This is a genomic window from Lacibacter sp. (genome assembly GCF_057361365.1).
The window spans coordinates 158,058-179,160 of record NZ_JBMQSG010000011.1 but is presented as its reverse complement, the minus strand read 5'-3'; the positions used below and the strand labels follow the sequence as shown (position 1 = coordinate 179,160).

The 21,103-nt window shown below is 40.3% G+C and carries 11 protein-coding genes; 10 read left to right on the top strand and 1 reads right to left on the bottom strand.

Translation table 11 applies throughout. The features are described from left to right. The gene (locus ACO1QW_RS10345) at positions 1-3,129 is read right to left on the bottom strand and encodes a ligand-binding sensor domain-containing protein (protein WP_486258204.1); all 3,129 of its coding nucleotides are present in this window, start codon (positions 3,127-3,129) and stop codon (positions 1-3) included. A gap of 216 nt (positions 3,130-3,345) precedes the next feature. On the opposite strand from ACO1QW_RS10345, the gene ACO1QW_RS10340 reads away from it, so the two are divergent. The 10 genes from ACO1QW_RS10340 to ACO1QW_RS10295 all read left to right on the top strand — a co-directional run bounded on the left by ACO1QW_RS10340 (position 3,346) and on the right by ACO1QW_RS10295 (position 21,103). Continuing rightward, the gene (locus ACO1QW_RS10340; protein ID WP_486258202.1) at positions 3,346-6,534 is read left to right on the top strand and encodes a SusC/RagA family TonB-linked outer membrane protein; all 3,189 of its coding nucleotides are present in this window, start codon (positions 3,346-3,348) and stop codon (positions 6,532-6,534) included. Between the two features lie 22 nt (positions 6,535-6,556). Continuing rightward, on the top strand, positions 6,557-8,461 hold the full coding sequence (locus tag ACO1QW_RS10335) for a RagB/SusD family nutrient uptake outer membrane protein (protein ID WP_486258200.1): 1,905 nt from the start codon (positions 6,557-6,559) through the stop codon (positions 8,459-8,461). A gap of 101 nt (positions 8,462-8,562) precedes the next feature. Further along, the gene (locus ACO1QW_RS10330) at positions 8,563-9,258 is read left to right on the top strand and encodes a DUF3823 domain-containing protein (RefSeq protein ID WP_486258198.1); all 696 of its coding nucleotides are present in this window, start codon (positions 8,563-8,565) and stop codon (positions 9,256-9,258) included. A gap of 169 nt (positions 9,259-9,427) precedes the next feature. Continuing rightward, positions 9,428-11,884, top strand: coding sequence for a glutaminase family protein (locus ACO1QW_RS10325; RefSeq protein WP_486258196.1), 2,457 nt, complete (start codon positions 9,428-9,430; stop codon positions 11,882-11,884). Positions 11,885-11,891: 7 nt separating this feature from the next. Beyond that, positions 11,892-12,536, top strand: coding sequence for a hypothetical protein (locus tag ACO1QW_RS10320; protein WP_486258195.1), 645 nt, complete (start codon positions 11,892-11,894; stop codon positions 12,534-12,536). Positions 12,537-12,594: 58 nt separating this feature from the next. Continuing rightward, positions 12,595-13,698: a cellulase family glycosylhydrolase gene (locus ACO1QW_RS10315; protein ID WP_486258193.1), complete on the top strand. Its 1,104-nt coding sequence runs from the start codon at positions 12,595-12,597 to the stop codon at positions 13,696-13,698. 145 nt (positions 13,699-13,843) lie between these two features. Then, entirely contained in the window at positions 13,844-15,919 is a 2,076-nt protein-coding gene (locus ACO1QW_RS10310; protein ID WP_486258191.1) for a beta-L-arabinofuranosidase domain-containing protein, read from the top strand. Positions 15,920-15,938: 19 nt separating this feature from the next. Beyond that, the gene (locus ACO1QW_RS10305; protein WP_486258188.1) at positions 15,939-17,114 is read left to right on the top strand and encodes an aldose epimerase family protein; all 1,176 of its coding nucleotides are present in this window, start codon (positions 15,939-15,941) and stop codon (positions 17,112-17,114) included. 21 nt (positions 17,115-17,135) lie between these two features. After that, positions 17,136-18,176, top strand: coding sequence for a glycoside hydrolase family 43 protein (locus ACO1QW_RS10300; RefSeq protein ID WP_486258186.1), 1,041 nt, complete (start codon positions 17,136-17,138; stop codon positions 18,174-18,176). 239 nt (positions 18,177-18,415) lie between these two features. Then, positions 18,416-21,103, top strand: coding sequence for a DUF1553 domain-containing protein (locus ACO1QW_RS10295; protein ID WP_486258184.1), 2,688 nt, complete (start codon positions 18,416-18,418; stop codon positions 21,101-21,103).

The following is a 21,103-nucleotide window of genomic DNA, read 5'->3' as shown; positions in this document are numbered from 1 at the left end:
TCAGCTTGCAGTATTTTCCAGGGGCAAGGTAACAACAAAGATATTGTGCTCTTCCGCTGAAGTGCGCAAGAAGAGTTTTCCTTTGTGTAATTCAGTTAGTGATTTTGCCAGTGCCAGTCCTATACCAGTGCCTTGTCTTTTTTGCGTTTCCTTTAATCGTACAAAAGGCTCAAATATTTTTTCCTTCATATCATCGGGTATTGCAAGCCCGTCGTTTTCTATTTCAACCGACAATTCTGTTTTGCTATTCTCCTGTGGAAGTAAACGGATGAACACTTTTTGTGAAGCATATTTCACAGCGTTGTCAACAAGATTTGAAAATATTTTGTTCAATGCTTCTTCGTCGGCATAAAGATACACATCACTCTCCGGCAATTCGATGCTGTAGTGGAGGTTTCTTTTTTTAGCAACGGCTGCAAAATCAGTATAGGTATCTTTCAGGAGTTCAGTAATGTTTACTTTCGAAAAATCGAGCCTGAACGAATTTGTTTCGGTTTTCCTGAAATCTAGTATTTGTGTTATCAAAGCAACCAGCCTGTTGGTATTGCGGTTCATCATAAACAGGTCGTCTTTAATAACCGGTATCTCATCTACTTTCTCCATCAGGTTTTCCACAGGTCCTTTTATAAGCGTAAGTGGTGTTTTTATTTCATGTGCCACATTGGTAAAGAAATCGATCTTGGCTTCATAGATCTCTTTGCGTTTTTTGCTTTCGTTATAAATGTGATAGATGTGAAATAGATAATAAAGCAAACAAGCAAACAGAATGAAGTAAATAATATAGGCTATCCTTGTCGCCCAAAAGGGTGGAAGAATTTTTATTTTCAATTCTTTTATCTCTGTAGTGAACGTACTGTCAACAGATGCTTTTACCTGGAATGTATAACTACCGGGTGAGAGATTACTGAAATAAACTTTACGATTCGGTTTAATGGTGGTCCAGGTTTCATCGGCGCCCTTCATTAAGTAACTGTACTCAGTCATTTCAGGTGAAGTATAACTCAGCGAAGCAAAGTCAATGCTGAACGAAGAACGGTCATGTGGCAATACAATTTCTTTTGTCAACAGGATCGATTTTTCCAGGAAAGAATTCTTTGCGCCAACAACCTGCTCTTCATTCTGCACCTGGAAACCTGTGATATACACTGGTGCAATGCGTGAAGCATTATCAAAATCATCAGGATGGAAACGAATCATTCCTTTAACGCTTCCAAAATAAATGGCACCTGTGCTGTCTTTAAATCCTGAATTATAATTAAACTGATCGTTGAGCAATCCATTGTCCTTTGTATACACTGTAATTTTTGATGTGGAAGGGTTCAGGTGTACAAGTCCACGACTGGTAGTAATCCAGATATTACGACTATTATCCTCAAGCACTTTAAAAATAAAATTGCTGGGCAATCCGTTACTTGTGTTGTAGTAAGTAAGTTTTGTTTTGTTTTTATTGAGCTTTGACAAACCGCCCCCATCTGTTGCAATCCAGATATTGTGATCGCTATCCTCCGTAAGTGCATTTACAATATTGTTAGGTAAATTTCTACTGTTGTTTGAATTGTTTTCGATGTGACCTCTTTCACCGGTTCGCTTGTTGAAATAATAAACACCACGTTGATGTGTGCCCACCCAAATTGTATTGTCGCTTGCTTCCATGAGGGAGGATATAAATGTATTGAAGGGAACTTCATTTAACAGATCGAATGCTTTGTCTTTTTCATTATAAGTGAATAATGAATTGCTCGAACCGATATAAATAGTTCCATCCTTGCTCTTCAGCATGCTTACAACAAAGTTGCTTTTCAAATCACGGCTGCCTGAACCATAGCCATATCTTTTGATCACTTTCTCCGTTCTCAGATCCATGATATCAAGACCATGGTCAAATGTGCCGATCCATAATTCGTTTCCATTTAACAACAGTCCATGAATATTACTATACGCAATGTCGGTGCTTTTGCCCGACGGTTGAAATTGCGTAATAACGCCCGTAGCCGGATTAAGTTTGTTCAAACCTGCATCCTCAGTTCCCAGCCACAAGTTGCCTTTATTGTCTTCGCATATTTCACGCACTACATTTCCACTGATGGCTGTCGCAGAATGATCAGGAAAAAATTTCTGGAAAACGGTATTCTGTTTTGAATAGTAATTGATGCCACCAAAATAGGTGCCTGCCCACATGCCGCCTTCACGATCTTTACAAATTGAATAAATCGCATTATCAGAAAGCGAATACACATCAAGAAATTTTTTCTTGAGGTTGATGTATTCGTTTGTTTTTGTGTTGAGAATAAAAATTCCCGATTCAGTTCCTATCCAGAATTCATCGGGCGTGTGTTGTTCAATATCACGCACAAATACAGCGGTACGATCAGGATTGTAAGTAAGTATGTCTTTGTAAGTAAGTGTTTCGAGATCAAATTCCTTTAATCCCTGTATGGATGTGCCAACATAAATTCCATTTCTTCCATTAAAATGAATTTTTGGTATCCAGGTTGAGGAAGGAGAGGGCGAATGCGAAAACATATTGAACGCTGTAAAGCTGTTCGCTGATGGATTATACCGATGTAAGTAACCATTTACTGAAGAAACCCACACATCACCATTGGGAGTAAAACAAATGGATGATGCAAGAAAATAATCAGCTTCAGCAAACTTCGTGAGCCGTTTATCCTTGAAATTATACTTATGCAAAACACCTGCAGCTATAAACCAAAGCTGACCTTGTTTATCAAAAGAAACAGCATTGATCACTTCCAGTGTATCAATAAAAGGTACTAGGATTTCTTTTTCCCTATCGAATGTATAAATGCCACGTTGTGTACCAACCCATAATTTGTTTTGCTTATCAACTTCGAGACAATTTACAATTGCAGGCATAATACTGTTGCCTTTGTTTTGAACATTGTAATGTTTAAACTGGTAGCCATCAAAACGATTCAATCCGTCTTTTGTACCAAACCAGAGAAAACCTGTTGAATCCTGTGCACTGCAAAAAACCATGTTATGCGAAAGGCCGTTTTCAACCTGGTAATGCCTGAAAGAATATGATTGTGCGTTTCCTTCAAATGAAAAAAGCAAGATAGCCGTAACAATCTGCAGCGTTAATAAAATATGTTTCGTTTGTTTCAATAGCGTAGTTAGTTTATATGGTTGCACCGCTTAGGAGGCAAGACACTGCTGTAACATTTGTTAAAAATAAATGAAACAATTTGAAAAAATTATGAAACACGTGGAATGACCTGTCGGGAAAACATGGTTTTAATTTACACAATGAAATTAAAGTAGCTGTAATGCCAAATTAAGTTCATAGCGATTTACCATTATTAACTAATAACTACTTGCCGTATGAGTTTTTTCAAAAAACGCATCATGCCTTTTATTGCCCACACTGCAATAAACTTCAGGCAAAAACAAAAATTCCTTCTTTTTACATTCTTCAGTCTTTTCGCCTTCTGCAGTGCATTTGCACAGGAGGCTGTTACAGTATCGGGTATTGTAAGGGATAGTACTGGTGCGGCTATTCCACAATCGACTGTTTCAGAGAAAGGGAAAAAGAATGCCACAACTACAAATGCAGAAGGAAAGTTTACACTTACTGTAGCCAACAACAGAGCTGTGTTGGTGATCACTTCTGTTGGTTATACACCATTGGAAGTGCCGGTTGGAAATCAAACAAGTCTTACTATTTCACTTGAACAACAAAAGGTGAGTATGGAAGAGGTTGTGGTGATTGGTTATGGTACTAAACGAAAAGAATCATTAACCGGTGCTATTTCTTCTATTACTGCAAAAGATATGGATCGTGTACACGGCGGTTCTACTGTAAGCTCCGGGCTCGCAGGTAAGTTGCCTGGTGTTACATTTAAAATGCCTGATGGTCGTCCCGGTGCAAGTGCAAACATCCAGATACGTAACATGGGCGATCCGCTATATGTTATTGACGGTATTCAACAGGATGCAGGACAGTTTAACAACCTTGCACCAAATGATATTGAAAGCATTACTATCCTGAAGGATGCATCAGCAGCTATCTACGGTGTGCGTGCTGCAAACGGTGTTGTGGTGGTTACAACAAAACAAGGTCGTCGCAACTCTGGCAACACCATCAACATTAATGCTTACACTGGCGTACAAAACTGGTCGAGATTTACAGACGTATTGACTAACTCATACGACTATCAGCGTTATCGTGCAGAAGCTGAAGTAAACCGTTATGGCAGCACAGCCATTACTCAAGCTGAATTAGATAAATGGAAAGACGGTTCATTACCTGGCTATAACAAGAGTTTCGACTGGAGAGATTTCATTATTAAAAAGAATGCTCCGTTAAACTCTGTGAACATCAATTTTACAGGTGGTACTGATAAACTTAATTACTATGTATCTGGTACACGATTGTATCAAAACTCTGTATTAGGTCGTGAGTATAAATTCGGAAGAACAAACCTGCAATCGAACATCACTGCACAAATTGCAAATGGTCTTAAAATAGGTCTTGCACTCAATGGAAGAATTGAAACAAGAGATAATCCTGGTGTACCAGGTGGTGATGACTATTGGTTAGCTCGTTTCGCCATTCTCCGCAACACTCCATTGGAGCGCCCATATGCAAATGATAATCCAGAATACCTTAACGATATTAAGCATAACGAAACAAACTGGGCATACCTCAACTATAAAAATGCCGGTAAGTTTCACAACGATTGGCGTGTAATGCAAACAAATGCAACGGTTGAATACCAGGTGCCGTTTGTAAAAGGTTTAAGCGTGCGGGGTTTATACTCTTATTATATTGCAGATTACCTGTTTAATAACCATGAGTATACATACGATACTTACACATACAAACCTTCTGATTCTTCGTATACAAGAACCGGTGGCAGTATCAATCCATGGAGAGAAAGAGAACAGATCAAACAGATCAATATCTCTTCTCAATTACAAGCGAACTATAACAACAGCTTTGGTCGTCATAACGTAGGAGCCACATTCGTTGCAGAGCGTATCAAGAACCAACGTTTACGTAACTGGATTCACTCTGTGCCAACAACCAACGCATTGCCACTTATTTATTTTGCAACGGCAGATCAATACCAGGATAGTGACGATCGCCAGGCACGTATTGGTTATATCGGTCGCTTGAACTACAACTTTGCAAGCAAATACTTCCTTGAATTATCTGCAAGAAGAGATGCATCTTATCTCTTTGCTCCTGATAAAAGGGTAGGTTACTTCCCAAGTGTGTCTGTAGGCTGGAGATTAACAGATGAAGACTTTATGCAGAAACTTCTTGGCGGCAACAGGATATTAACTGATTTCAAAATCCGTGCATCTTATGGCCAGTTGGGTGATGATGGTTCGGCACTTGGTCTTGGTGCTTATAGTTACCTCGCAGGTTATAACTACAACCAAGGCATTGGTATTCTTGGTGGTGTTCCTGTTATTGGTTCAAGAGATCGTGGCGCACCTACCACAAACATTTCATGGTTGGTCAGTAAGATCACAGATGTTGGTGCTGACTTTGTTTTATTCAAAGGAAAGATCACTGGTTCATTTGATTATTTCTACAGGAAAAGAACGGGTTTAAGAGGGGTACGTACAGATGTATTGATCCCGGTAGAAATTGGTTATGCATTACCTAACGAAAACCTGAACAACGATGCTCAATATGGTTCTGAAGGGTCGTTAAGTTATAACGACAATTTTGGGAACGTGCAATTCCAGGTGGGAGGTAATCTTTCTTATACACGTTCTAAATTCCTTGACAGTTATAATCCAACGTTCTTTAACTCATGGGATCAATACCGCAACTCCGGTGAAAACAGGTTAAAGCGTATTGACTGGGGATACATCATCGATGGCCAGTTTCAAACACAAGAGCAAATCAATAATCACCCCGTTAATATTGATGGACAAGGTAACAGAACTTTATTGCCTGGTGATTTGATCTACAGAGATGTGAATGGTGATAATAAAATTGATGGTTTTGATGTTCGTCCTATTGGTTATGGTGGTGGTGCACAACCAAACATCAACTTTGGGTTTAACGTTGCAGTGGCATGGAAAGGAATTGAATTTCATGCAGACTTTTCTGGTGCATCTGGTTACACCTGGTTCCAGAACTGGGAAACACGTTGGGCATTCCAGAATGATGGTAACTTAAATAAAATTTTTGAAGACAGGTGGCACAGAGCTGATATTTATGATCGCAACAGTGCATGGATCCCCGGTCGTTATCCTGCACTGCGTTACAACGAAGGTGGTCATAGTAACTATAACCGCAGCTCAACATTCTGGGCACATAATGTTACTTATTTAAGAGCCCGTACGTTGGAACTTGCATACACACTGCCTGCTTCCTTAATGTCAAAACAAAAAATAGTGAAGAAAGCACGTTTCTACATTAATGCTTATAACCTTTTCTCTATTGATAATGTAAAGAAATTCAGCATCGATCCGGAAGTGAATGACGATAATGGTCTTCAGTTCCCGCAAAACAAATTTGTGAACGTTGGTGTAAACATCACTCTTTAAATTATTATTCAATCTTACTTAAATGAAAAGAACATTATTATATATAGGTGCAGCTTCGATGCTTACAGTGGCGAGTTGCAAAAAAGACAGCGAATTCCTGGATGTTCAACCAACTTCCATCATCTCCACTGATCTTGCCTTTTCAAATTCTGTGAATGTACTTTCAGTACTGGCCGATCTGTATAACCGCCAGGTGGATATTTCTACGTTGAAAGATTGGGCATCGATGGCAGATTTCAGTGAAAGTTTTCCTTCAGAAAATGGCCGGGCAAACATTGTGCAACGTAATAGCTGGGGCTTTGGCGAATGGGGCAACTGGGACTATGCATATGTTAGGGAACTAAACCTGTTTCTTGAACGTTTAGAAGCATCAACTGCAATTTCTGCTGCCGACAAAGCATTGTTTAAAGCTGAAGGTCGTTTCCTGCGTGCCAACTATTATTTCGAAATAACAAAAAGAATGGGTGGTGTGCCGCTTATCTTAAAATCACTGGTGTACGATTTCAGTGGTAAAGCAGAGAACCTGCGTTACCCAAGATCGAAAGAATCAGAAATGTATGATTTTGTTATAGCAGAAGCAGAAGCTATTAAAAATGATCTGCCTGTTGATAACAAATCAAGCGCAACAACTGCCGCAAGAGCAACAAAAGGTGCTGCTTTAGCTATGGAGGCAAGGGCCGCACTATATGCTGCATCAATTGCAAAATATGGTGTGAATACGCCAACGGTAACCTTAGCAGGTGGTGAAGTAGGTATTCCTGCAAGTATGGCTTCAGCTTATTATACAAAAGCATTGAACGCTGCAAAAGAGATCATCAATGGAACTGCAGGTGCCTATGCATTGTACAACAAGAAACCTGACCTGTCAGAAAACTTTGCAAACATCTTTATCGATAAAGGAAATAATCCTGAAACCATTTTCATTGAGGATTTTAAACTCAAGAGTGGTAAAGTGCATTATTTCACCGGTTGGAATCAACCACGTTATGGCGCTGAAGAGGAAGAAGGTGGGCGTATCAACCCATCACTTAACCTTGTTCAGGAATTTGAATTGCTCAACAACACATTTGCACCAATTGCAATTGCAGATGGTAGTGGTAATCCGATCTTTTACAGTAATCAAACAGATCCGTTTGCAGGAAGAGATGCAAGGCTTGCAGGTACAGTAATGTTGCCCGGTACTGCATTCAAAGGCCGCACAGTTGATATCTGGAACGGTTATCAAATGGCTGATGGTTCAATCATAAGTGGTGATGACAGGGGTCAACAAAAAGTATTACCCGGTACAACAGGTTTACGCCAGGTAGTTGGTTTCGATGGCCCTATTAATGCAAAAGAGTTTACAGCACAAAGTGGCTTTTATCTCCGCAAGTATTTAGATCCAGCCATTGGTTCGGGATCACGTGGTACAAACAGTGAATTGCCATTCATCCGCTATCGTTATGCTGAAGTATTGTTGAATGCAGCAGAAGCAGCTTTCGAATTGGGTAATGCAGCAGAAGCAGCGTTGTACATGAACCAGGTGCGTGCAAGAGCTGGATTAACAACACCTTTAGCAGCTGGCGATATTACATTCGATCGCATTGTTCACGAACGCCGTGTGGAACTTGCATTTGAAGGTCATGTATTGTTTGACCGTAAACGTTGGAGAATCGCTCACCAGGTTTGGGATGGAACAAAAATGACAGTAAGTGATCTGCTTACAAATATTGGTAAAGCAACAAAACGTAATACTCAACCATACGGACTATGGGCGTATAAATATTTCAATCCCGGAAATCCGAACGATGGTAAATGGTTGTATAAAATTGTTCTCCCAACGTTGGTAACAGGTGCAAACAATTTTCAATTGGGCAACTATTATTCATTTATCGATGATAATATCAGGGCTAACAATCCAAAAATTGTAAAGCAGCCTAACCAATAAACGAATTAAGTGAGTTGTATTTTCAATAGTTTTCTCATGCAGTTATCAAATGCAACTCACTTTTTCACTTTGATGTAACAACAAAAAACAAAAAGATGAAAATGAAATTTCAATATATCGGATTGCTGGCTTTCTTAATCGCAGCAGTTTCCTGTAAAAAGGATAATTACAAGGAACCAACAACTGTGCTGAAAGGAAAGATCGTTTACCAGGGTGAAGCTATCCAGGTGGAGTATGATCGTGTTCCATTTGAATTATACCAGTTTGGATTTGGTAAAGTGGGTGCCATCCGTCAATCATTTACACAGGAAGGAACTTACTCCTGCAAATTATTTAATGGTGAATACAAACTCATTATACCTACCGGTCAAGGTCCTTTCAAATGGAAACAAACCACATCAGGTGCACCTGATAGTATTTTAATCAAGTTAAATGGCGATCAAACACTCGATCTTGAAGTAACGCCTTATTACATGATTCGTACGCCGCAGTTTTCTGCAGCAGCAGGTAAAGTGAACGGTTCATTCAAAGCTGAAAAAATTGTGGTGGATGCAACAGGTAAAAATATTGAAAGCGTTAGTCTTTATATTAACAAAACGCAGTTTGTATCGGCCACCGATAATATTGCAGTTACCACTATTACGGGTGCTAATGTTACGGATCCGAATAACATCAGTATGCAGGTGACCATCCCTGCAATGGTTCCTACGCAGAACTATGTGTTTGCGAGAGTGGGTATCAAGATCGCTGGTGTTGAAGACAGGATATTTTCACCTGTACAAAAGCTTACTTTTTAATATTGATTTTACGTAGTTTAATATAACCAAAAAGTCAGCAGTAGTTTTGGTAAAAGGTAAGCAGCTGCTTTAGTTAGCACTGATCGTTACCAAGGCCATTTAGCTCTGGTTAAATGGCCTCTTTATTTCTTAAGATGTGTTTGTGAATAGTGTTTTCAAATAGTATAAAATGAAAAAAACAGGTTTATTAATAGTTACAGTTCTCTTATTGTGTTTAGTGGGTTTGGGGCAAAACAGAAAAGCACCGGCTTACCCGTTGGTTACACATGATCCCTACTTCAGTATATGGTCTAATACCGATTTGCTCACAGAATCGCCTTCACGTCACTGGACAGGTACAGATCATTCTTTAATTGGTATGTTGAAAGTTGACGGAGATGTGTATCGTTTTTTAGGAAATACCGGTAAACAGTTTAAACAAATTTTACCAGCGGCCGATGAAGTGTATTACGAAGCTGCTTACACTGAAGCAACCCCGACAGGGGAATGGACAAGCCTTTCGTACGACGATAGTAACTGGAAAAAAGGAAAGGGTGCTTTTGGCGATAATAAAACCACTGCACAAACCATGTGGTTATCAAATGACCTTTGGTTGCGCAGAGAATTTACAATCAACAACAACGATCTGAATGATCTATATGTAAAACTTCATCATGATGATAATGTGGAAGTGTACATCAATGGTGAGCTGGTTTTTAAAACCATCGGCTGGACAGGGAAATACATCTACCTGCCGGTCAGCGAAGCCGTAAAAGCAAAACTGAAACAAGGAAAGAATGTGTTGGCCATTCATGTGGCAAACACAGCGGGTGGCCAATGGCTCGATGCTGGTATTGTGCAGGAAGTGAAACCATCACAAAGCGAAACCCAGAAAGTTGCAGAACAAAAATCTGTTACGATCAACGCTACGCAAACCATTTACGAATTTACCTGCGGCAAAGTTGATCTTACACTCACATTCACTTCGCCTTTATTGATCAACGATCTTAACCTGCTTGCACGGCCTGTAAGTTATATCAACACTAAAGTAAGATCAAATGATGCTGCAACACATGATGTGCAGTTGTACCTGGGCGCTTCAACTGATATTGCAACCAATACAGCTGCTCAACCGGTAGAAGCAAAAAAATATACTTCCGGCGGTTTAACGATTATGAAAGCCGGTACCGTTGCACAACCAGTATTGCAAAAGAAAGGCGATGACCTGCGTATCGATTGGGGCTACATGTACATCGCTGCTCAACAAACTTCAACAGTAACACAATACGTTTCTGAAGAAGAAGGCATTGCCAATTCATTTGCTGTGCCAACAAAGTCAGCAAGTGACGGAAAGCATTTGTTTTTAAATACGGTTGTACGTATGGGTAAGATCGGTGCAATTGCAAAAGAACAAATGCTAATGATCGGTTATGATGATCTTACACCTGTTCAATATTTTGGAACAAATTTAAAACCCTGGTGGAAGCAAGGCGCAACAGCATCAATGGAACAACTATTGACTGCAGCGCAAAAAGAATATCCAACTGTTTTGGCGAAATGCGCTGCCATCAATAAAACAATTTACACTGATGCATTAAATGCAGGCGGCGAAAACTATGCAAAGCTTTGTGAAATGGTGTACAGGCAAAGTATTGCAGCACACAAATTGGTTAAAAGTCCGCAAGGTGAACTCCTGTTTTTATCGAAGGAAAATTTCAGTAACGGATCAATTAATACGGTTGACATCACTTATCCATCAGCACCAATGTTCCTTGTTTACAACCCGGAATTGTTGAAGGGTATGATGAATGGCATTTTCTATTATAGCGAAAGTGGCAAATGGACAAAACCTTTTGCAGCACACGATCTTGGTACATATCCTTTGGCAAATGGACAAACCTATGGAGAAGACATGCCTGTGGAAGAAAGCGGTAATATGATCATTCTTGCAGCTGCCATTACAAAAGCAGAAGGCAATCCTTCTTATGCAAAGAAGCATTGGAAAACGTTATCTGTTTGGGCCGAATATTTAAGCAGAGAAGGATTTGATCCTGCCAATCAATTGTGTACTGATGATTTTGCAGGGCATCTTGCACGCAACGTAAATCTTTCAGCTAAAGCAATTGTTGCATTGGGTGGTTATGTGCAAATGGCTGAACAATTAGGAGAAAAAGAAACAGCTGCTAAGTATAAAGCACTCACAAAAGAAATGGTAACGAACTGGATGCAGATGGCAGACGATGGTGATCACTATGCACTAACCTTTGATAAAAAAGGAACCTGGAGCCAGAAGTATAATCTTGTTTGGGACAAAGTATTAAACATGAACCTGTTTCCAAAAGATGTGTATGAAAAGGAAATACGCTACTATTTAGGTAAGCAAAATAATTATGGCTTACCGTTAGACAGCAGAGCCACGTATACTAAATCTGATTGGATAGTCTGGACTTCGGTACTTACATCAAATAAAAACGACTTTGATGCATTTGTAAACCCCATATACAAGTTTACTATGGAAACAAGTTCAAGAGTGCCTGTTTCAGATTGGCACCAAACTACAACCGGTCGCATGGTTGGTTTCCAGGCAAGGAGTGTAGTGGCTGGTTACTATATGAAGGTGCTGGAACAAAAAATGAAAAAGAAATAGTTGACTCGTGTTTAAATATTTCTTCATCATATCATTTTTTTCCATTGTGTCGATACAGGCACAACAACTAATGAAGCCGGTAGCTATTTTACACTATGTGTTCGATAGTTTTCAACCCGGTAAGGTAAAAATGAAAACAGGTGAATGGTTTGATCAAAAGTTGAATTATAATACCGTGACCGGTGAAATGATCTTCGAAGAGAAAGGAAAGTATCTCGCCATCAAAGAGCCATCGCAGGTCGATACAGTTTTTATTGCAGGCAGAAAATTCATTCCGGTAGATAAAGCGTTTTACGAGCTGATCTTAAATGGAAAGTATCCTTTGTTCCAGGAATTTACAGCCAAGCTCAACGAGCTCGGAGCATCCATTGGGTATGGTAATGCATCGGCATCAACAAACGCTGTTTCAATAAACCTTCTGCGACGTAACGGACAGGCTTATGAAATGAAATTACCTGATGAATACCTAGTAGTACCATCATTTACTTTCTGGATACTAAAAGATGGGAACTATCAAAAGGCGGGAAATGCGAAACAACTAATAGCTGTTTTTCCTGCAAAGAAGCAATGGATCAACAATTTTATAAAAACAAATAATACAGATTTCTTAACCCGTAACGATGTACTTACGCTTGTTCAACAACTTCAGTGATAAAACAGTGGTCGTAACAGCAGCAATTGCATCCCAACTAAATGATCAATAAATTAATATGTATAAGAAGACCATCATTCTCTGCCAGTTATTTTTATTACTGATATCAGTTTCAGCAGAAGCGCAAAAAACAAAAAAGGAAGCCGTTGCTATTTCGGTACCCCTAGCTTCAAAAATATGGAGCGTTGAAAAAGCGAACGCATGGTATAAGGAACACAAATGGCTTACAGGTGCAAATTATATTCCTGCAAACGCCATTAACCAATTAGAAATGTGGCAGGCGCAAACATTTGATCCTGCTCTCATCGATAAAGAATTAGGTTGGGCACAAAGCATTGGCTTCAACACGATGCGGGTGTTCCTGCATTCACTTGCATGGAAGCAAGATCCGGAAGGTTTTAAAAAACGCATGGATCAGTTCTTAACTATTTCTGCAAAGCGTGGCATTGAACCAATGTTTGTATTCTTTGATGATTGCTGGAATAAAGAACCCAAAGTGGGAACACAACCTGCAGTAAAAACCGGGATTCATAACTCAGGATGGATGCAGGATCCCGGTCAGCCAGCATCTGCAGATAGTACAAACTTTCCTGTGCTTGAAAAATATGTAAAAGATGTGTTGACTCATTTCTCAAAAGACAAACGCATTCTCTTGTGGGATCTTTACAACGAACCTGGCAACAATGGCAAAGGCGATTCATCAATGGCATTGGTGAAAAAAGTATTTCAATGGGCACGTGAGGTAAATCCTGATCAACCCATTACTGCGGGTTTATGGGCATGGAATCTTGAAAATTTAAATGCCTATCAGTTATTGAATTCAGATATCATTACTTACCACGATTACCAGGAAGTATCATTGCACAAGAGAGTAGTGGAAGTATTGAAAGCAAGTGGTCGTCCATTGATCTGCACAGAATATATGGCACGCACAAGAAACAGCCGGTTTGCAACAGTGCTACCAATGCTGAAAGAAAAAAATGTTGGCGCTATTAATTGGGGTTTTGTTGCTGGTAAAACAAATACCATTTATGCGTGGGATACTCCGCTTTCAGATGGCAGTCAACCAATAGAATGGTTCCATGATATTTTCAATACCGATGGCAGCGCATACCGTAACGACGAGATCAATCTCATAAAAAAATTAAACGGTATTAAATAGTTAGCAAGTCTCATATATATAGCAATCGTTAACACACCTTGTGTTTCTACATGAGGTTTTTATTCTTCCTTCGCAATTCAAAAAGAGTATGCTACAACGCTACTGTTGCAGCATAACTATTGACCATAAGTCAATCTTTTAACTAATGAACAAAAGAAATCAGTTAACAACAAAAGTGAAGAAGGCGGCAACTGTTTGTGGGTTTGCATTTGCATCGTTGTGTGCGTACAGCCAGGATAAGATCACAACTGTAAAACGACCTTCCACCGAAAAAACAAATAGTCACTATACAGGTAATCGTTTGCCTCTGCAAACATTAAGTTTTATTAAACTGCCAGCCGGCTCGATCAAGCCTGGCGGATGGGTGTTGAAGTATTTAGAATTGCAGCGAGATGGATTAACAGGGCAACTGGGAACCATCAGTGCATGGCTCGATAAAAATAACAACGCATGGTTTAGTAATGATGGCAAAGGTGATCATGGTTGGGAAGAACTGCCGTATTGGTTAAAAGGTTATGGCAATCTTGGTTATGCATTGAACGATGCAAACATTATTGCAGAAACAAAATTGTGGTTGAACAAAGCATTCGAAAGTCAGCAGGCCGATGGTTACTTTGGCCCAAAGCTTTCTCCAAATGATCGTAAAGAAATTCCTGATCTGTGGCCAAACATGCTCATGTTGTGGACGCTGCAATCGTATTACGAATACACAAATGATGCACGTGTTATTCCATTTATGCTGAAATACAGTAAATGGTTGATGAATGTGCCTGATGAAAAATTATTGAAGACCTATTGGGAAAACAGCAGGGGTGGAGATAATTTATACAGTGTCTATTGGCTTTACAATCGTACAGGTGAAAAATGGTTGCTCGATCTTGCACACAAGCTTCATCGTAACACAGCCGATTGGAATCAACGCAACAACTTACCCAACTGGCATAATGTAAACGTAGCACAATGTTTCAGGGAGCCTGCTACTTATTACATGCAAACAAAAGACAGCAATCATTTAAAAGCAACCTATAACAATTTCTTTCTTGTTCGTAATATTTATGGCCAAGTGCCCGGCGGCATGTTTGGTGCCGATGAAAATGCACGTAAGGGATATGATGATCCACGACAGGCAGTTGAAACATGCGGGTTGGTTGAACAAATGGCATCGAATGAATTATTGGTTGGCATTACAGGTGATCCGTTCTGGGCCGACCATTGCGAGAATATTGCATTCAATAGTTATCCTGCAGCGGTAATGCCCGACTTTAAAGGACTGCGTTACCTCACAGCACCCAATATGGTTGTGAGCGATAGTCGCAATCATGCCCCCGGTATTCAAAACGAAGGGCCTTTCCTGATGATGAATCCTTTCAGCAGCCGGTGCTGTCAACATAATCATGCAATGGGCTGGCCTTACTATAATGAACATTTATGGATGGCAACACCCGATAATGGCATTGCAGCGATGCTGTACAGCGAAAGCGAAGTAACAGCGAAAGCCGGAAAAGGAACGGAGGTTAAACTGAAACAGACAACGCATTATCCTTTTGATGATAAAATAAAAATTGAAGTAAGCACAGCAACTGCAACAAGCTTCCCTTTGTACATGCGTATTCCTGCATGGTGCAGCAATTCAAGCATCAGTATCAATGGTATTGCACAGAAGGTTTCACTTGAAGCAGGCAGCTATGCCCGCATTGAACGCACATGGAAACAAGGCGATGTTGTTGAATTGATATTGCCCATGCAATTGCAGAAAGATGTGTGGACAAAAAATAAAAACAGCGTAAGCATCAATTATGGTCCTCTTACATTTTCATTAAAGATCCAGGAAGTATATAAACAAATGGACAGCAAAAAGTCTGCAATTGGAGATTCAAAATGGCAGGCAAATGTTGATCAATCGAAATGGCCTTCATTTGAAATTTATCCGGCAAGCATGTGGAATTATGGTTTGGTTTTAACTGATCAACCATTGGAACAACAGTTTGAAGTAGTTAAAAAAGCATGGCCGTCAAACAATTTCCCTTTTACACAAGATGCAGTTCCATTCATGTTAAAAGCAAAAGGAAAAATTATTCCTGAATGGATCTTAGATAAGAATGGTTTGTGCGATCTGTTGCCACAAAGTCCTGTAAGCACATCAACCAAAGAGCAAAGCATTGAACTAATACCAATGGGTGCAGCAAGATTACGGATTGCTTCATTTCCTGTAGTAAAATAAAAACGATAAAAGCATGCATATGAAAAAACAAAAACTTTTTAATTTATGCCTGATCGCTGCAGCCATTGCAACTGGTTGCACCAACGCTGCACAAAAGAGTGAAAACAGTGACACTGAAAAACAAACAGTAACCGTACAGCTTCCCTCAGCAGCAGCTTATGCACAAACCATCGATGGTAAACAAACAGCCTTGTATGTGTTGAAGAATAAAAACAATATGCAGGCAGCCATTACAAACTATGGCGGTCGTTTGGTGAGCCTGCTTGTGCCCGATGCAAACAATGATCTTGTTGATGTAGTAGTTGGTTTTGATAGCGTGCTGCAATTCAAATCATCAACCGAACCTTACTTTGGAGCAACTATCGGTCGATATGGCAACCGTATTGCAAAAGGAAAATTTACATTGGATGGGAAAACTTATACCTTGTTCACCAACAACGGGCCTAACACGTTGCATGGCGGTAAAAAAGGTTTCCAATATGTAGTGTGGGATGCAAAGCGGGTGGGCGATAGCTCACTGGTGCTCACTTATCTTTCAAAAGATATGGAGGAAGGTTATCCTGGCAATCTTTCAGTGTCGGTTACGTATACACTCACTTCTGATAATGAACTGAAACTTGACTACGAAGCAACAACGGATAAAAAGACTGTTGTTAATCTTACCAATCATGCATTCTTCAATTTGAATGGACAGGGTAGTGGCACAATCAACGATCATCAACTTATGATCAATGCTGATCTGTACACACCTGTTGATTCAACATTGATACCATTAGGCAAAAACGAATCTGTTGTAAACACGGCATTCGATTTTCGCAAGCTGACAGCTATTGGTGCAAGAGTGGATGCCGATGACGCACAATTGAAAAACGGTAAAGGCTATGATCATAATTTTGTTCTCAATAAATCAACAGGTGCAGGTTTAAACCACGCAGCAACAGTTATTGCAGATAAGACAAATATTGTAATGGATGTGTTTACACAGGAACCCGGTTTGCAATTTTATGGCGGTAACTTTATGCAATCGAAGAATACGATCAAAGGTGGCGGTAAAGATGATTTTCGTACAGCGTTTTGTTTAGAAACACAACATTTCCCTGATTCACCCAATCAATCTTCCTTTCCTTCAACAGTTCTTGAGCCGGGTCAAACATATAAAACAAGCTCTGTTTATAAATTCTCAATGAAACAATAATAGTAAACCCGATATTGTAGAATGAAATTGTTGAAACCTTTTTTTGGTGTGCTTCTTGTCTTCGCAAATTTGTTTGCAGAAGCGCAGCAAATATTTACCAATCCATTATTACCAGCAGGTGCCGATCCATGGTGCATGTATAAAGATGGTTATTATTATTACACACATACGACCGGCCGCAACATCACCCTCTGGAAAACAACCAGCATTGCTGGTTTAAAAACTGCAGAAAAGAAAGTTGTTTTCACGCCACCGGCAAAAGGTCCGTACTCAAAAGAGTTGTGGGCGCCGGAAATACATTTCCTGCAAAACAAATGGTATATCTATTTTGCTGCTGACAGTGGTAAAAATATTGATCACCGTATGTGGGTGCTGGAAAACAGTGCTGCCGATCCGCTGCAAGGCGAATGGATCGTAAAAGGAAAACTCACCACGCCCGGTGATAAATGGAGCATTGATGGTTCTTTGTTTGAACATAACAAACAACTATACATGATCTGGTCGGGTTGGGAAGGCGATATGAACGGCCAACAGAATATTTATATTGCTAAAATGCAAAATCCGTGGACGATAGAAGGCGACCGTGTAAAAATTTCATCGCCTGAATATCCATGGGAGCGTAATGGTAAGATCAGCAATCCTGATGATCCGCCGAATGTATATGTAAATGAAGGGCCGCAGGTATTGGTGAATGGCGATAAACTTTTTCTCATTTATTCAGCTAGCGGTTGCTGGACGGATACGTATGCATTGGGTATGCTCACAACAAAAAGTAATGCTGATCTGATGAATGCTGCCTCATGGAAGAAATCACCCGACCCTGTTTTTAAACAATCAATTGAAAACAGTGTATATGCTCCCGGTCATAATTCTTTCTTTACATCACCAGATGGAAAGGAAAATTATATTCTCTATCATGCCAACTCAAAACCGGCGCAGGGTTGTGGTGGCTTTCGTTCACCCCGTGCACAAAAATTTACCTGGAATAAAGATGGTACGCCCAACTTTGGTGTACCGGTGAAAGAAGGAGAATCGTTATCAGTGCCATCTGGCACTCAGTAACAAGTTTGCTGAAATACTACTATCGATTATAAGCGAGAAGGCGGTCTGAAGGGACCGCCCTTTTTATTCCAGGTCAGTTGTGCAATCGTTTGTACAGTACAGGACGGTGCGCAATGGAATTTACTCGTATTTTCATAGTTCTTGTTAACGGCCATTGCTATATGAAATCTTTCTTCAAACGGAAATCTGTTCTTGTTGTCCTCGTTTTATTTGTATTGCTGTGTGGCTACACTTTCCTCATGCCTTCCCGTAGCATCGATTATAATGTTGATGTAAAACCAATTCTTAATAAAAAATGTATTTCCTGCCACGGTGGTGTAAAGAAGCAGGGCGGTTTCAGTCTGCTGTTCAGGGAAGAAGCATTAGCTGAAACAAAGAGCGGCAAACCTGCTATCGTTCCCGGTGATCCTGCTGCCAGCGAAATGATCAGGCGGTTAACATTGAAAGATGAAGAAGAGCGTATGCCTTATAAAGAACATCCGCTTGCTGAAGAAGAGATAGATGTGCTGCGTGCGTGGATAAAGCAGGGTGCAAAATGGGGAACTCATTGGGCCTATGCTGCTGTTGAAGAACAGGAAGTGCCTAAAGGCAAGCGACGTTTCTTTGGATTGTTACCTGCAAAGAAAAATGAATGGGTGCGTAACAATGTAGACCATTTCATTTACGATAAACTTGCTGAACAAAAACTTACACCTTCAGCAGAAGCCGATAAAGCAACCTTGTTACGTCGTGTGAGTTTGGATATTACCGGCTTGCCACCATCGCAATCAATTGCACAACAATTTTTGAACGATAACACAGCAGGTGCTTATGAACGTTTAGTCGATAGTTTATTGGCTTCTCCCCAATATGGCGAACGCTGGACAGCTATGTGGATGGATATGGCACGTTATGCCGATACAAAGGGATATGAGCGTGATGTGTATCGTTCCATCTGGCGTTATCGTGACTGGTTGATTCAATCGTTCAACGAAGACAAACCGTACAATACATTTTTAGTTGAACAGGTGGCAGGAGATCTGTTGCCCAACCCGACCGATGCACAATACATTGCTACAGCGTTTCATCGCAATACGATGACCAATGATGAAGGTGGTACTGATAATGAAGAGTATCGTACAGCTGCGGTGATGGATCGGGTGAATACTACATGGGAAACGTTGATGGGTACAACTTTCGCTTGTGTACAATGTCACAGTCATCCGTACGATCCGTTCAAGCATGAAGAATATTACCAGTTTCTTGCGTTCTTCAACAACACACGTGATGAAGACACTTACGAAGAATATCCTGTGTTGCGTGAATACAAGAATGCAGACAGTATAAAGTTTGAAAAGCTGAGTGCGTGGTTGCAGCAACATGTATCAAAGGAAAAGAAAGCAGAGATCATCCGTTTTATTAAAACAGGTCAGCCGGTGATTAACTCTGTTGTGTGCGATGAATTTACCAACAGTGCATTGGCTGATACTAAATGGTTATCGTTACGGAACAACGGAAGCACACGCATAAGGAAAGTTGATCTCAATGCAAAGAACGTCCTCATGTATCGTTATGCAACAGGAACGGAAGGAGGTGTGTGGACGATCCATCTTGATAGTATGAATGGAAAAGTGCTTACAAGCATTCAGTTAAAAACAACTAAGGGATGGAACGTTGCTTCAGTATCTATTCCTATAGTTGATGGAGTGCATGATCTGTGGTTAACGTACAAAAATCCGAACCTGAAAAAGCCGGAAGATAACGGAGCAAACTTCAGCTGGTTTTATTTCACGCAAACATTTCCCGGCAGTGACCAGCCCGGTTATGATTCTGCAAAACAACAGTACATTGATCTCATCGGCTCAACAGCGTTTACATCCACACCCATCATGATAGATGGTGCAAATGATTTTGCACGTACAACAAATGTATTTGAACGTGGCAACTGGATGGTGAAAGGTGCGGAAGTGCAACCCGGCGTGCCACATACATTAAATCCCATGCCTGCAAATGCACCGGCCAATCGTTTAGGCTTAGCCATGTGGCTCACAGATAAAAAAAATCCATTGGTTTCACGCACAATGGTGAATCGTATTTGGGAACAGCTGTTTGGTCATGGACTTGCAGAAACATTGGAAGACATGGGCACGCAAGGTATTCCGCCAACGCATCAGCAATTGCTCGATCATTTATCGTGGCAGTTGATGCACAAGTATAACTGGAGCTTAAAAACACTCATCAAAGAAATAGTGTTGTCAGCAACATACAGGCAATCATCCATTGCTACCAAAGAACTGATTGAAAAAGATCCATCGAACAAATGGTATGCAAGAGGGCCACGTGTACGTTTATCTGCAGAACAATTGCGTGACCAAGCATTGGCTGTAAGTGGTTTGCTGAGTACAAAAATGTTTGGACAAAGTGTAATGCCTTATCAGCCTGATGGCATTTGGCTTACGCCTTACAACGGTGCAATATGGACAATGAGTGATGGTGATGACAAATACCGTCGTGCCATTTATACGTTCTGGAAACGAACTGCGCCTTATCCGTTTATGATGATGTTTGATGGTGTTGCTCGTAATGTATGTGTTGCTCGACGCATCAACACCAATACACCTTTGCAGGCATTGGTAACCTTGAATGATTCTTCTTATCTGGATATGGCTCGAAACTTTGCATACGAATTAAAGAGAGAAGGCGTGAAGGATGCTGCACAACAGATCAGCAAAGGATATGAGCAGATGATGTACAAACCCATCAGCAAAGAAAAACTAAAAGCGTTGAACGATCTGTATACACAATCATTACAAAAATTCAATAAGGATAAACTGAAAGCATGCGAAGTGATTGGTATGGACAGCAAACACAACAACCCGGAGACAGCAGCATTGGTAGTGGTGATGAATGCCATGTTGAACCTGGATGAATGGATAACAAAAAATTAA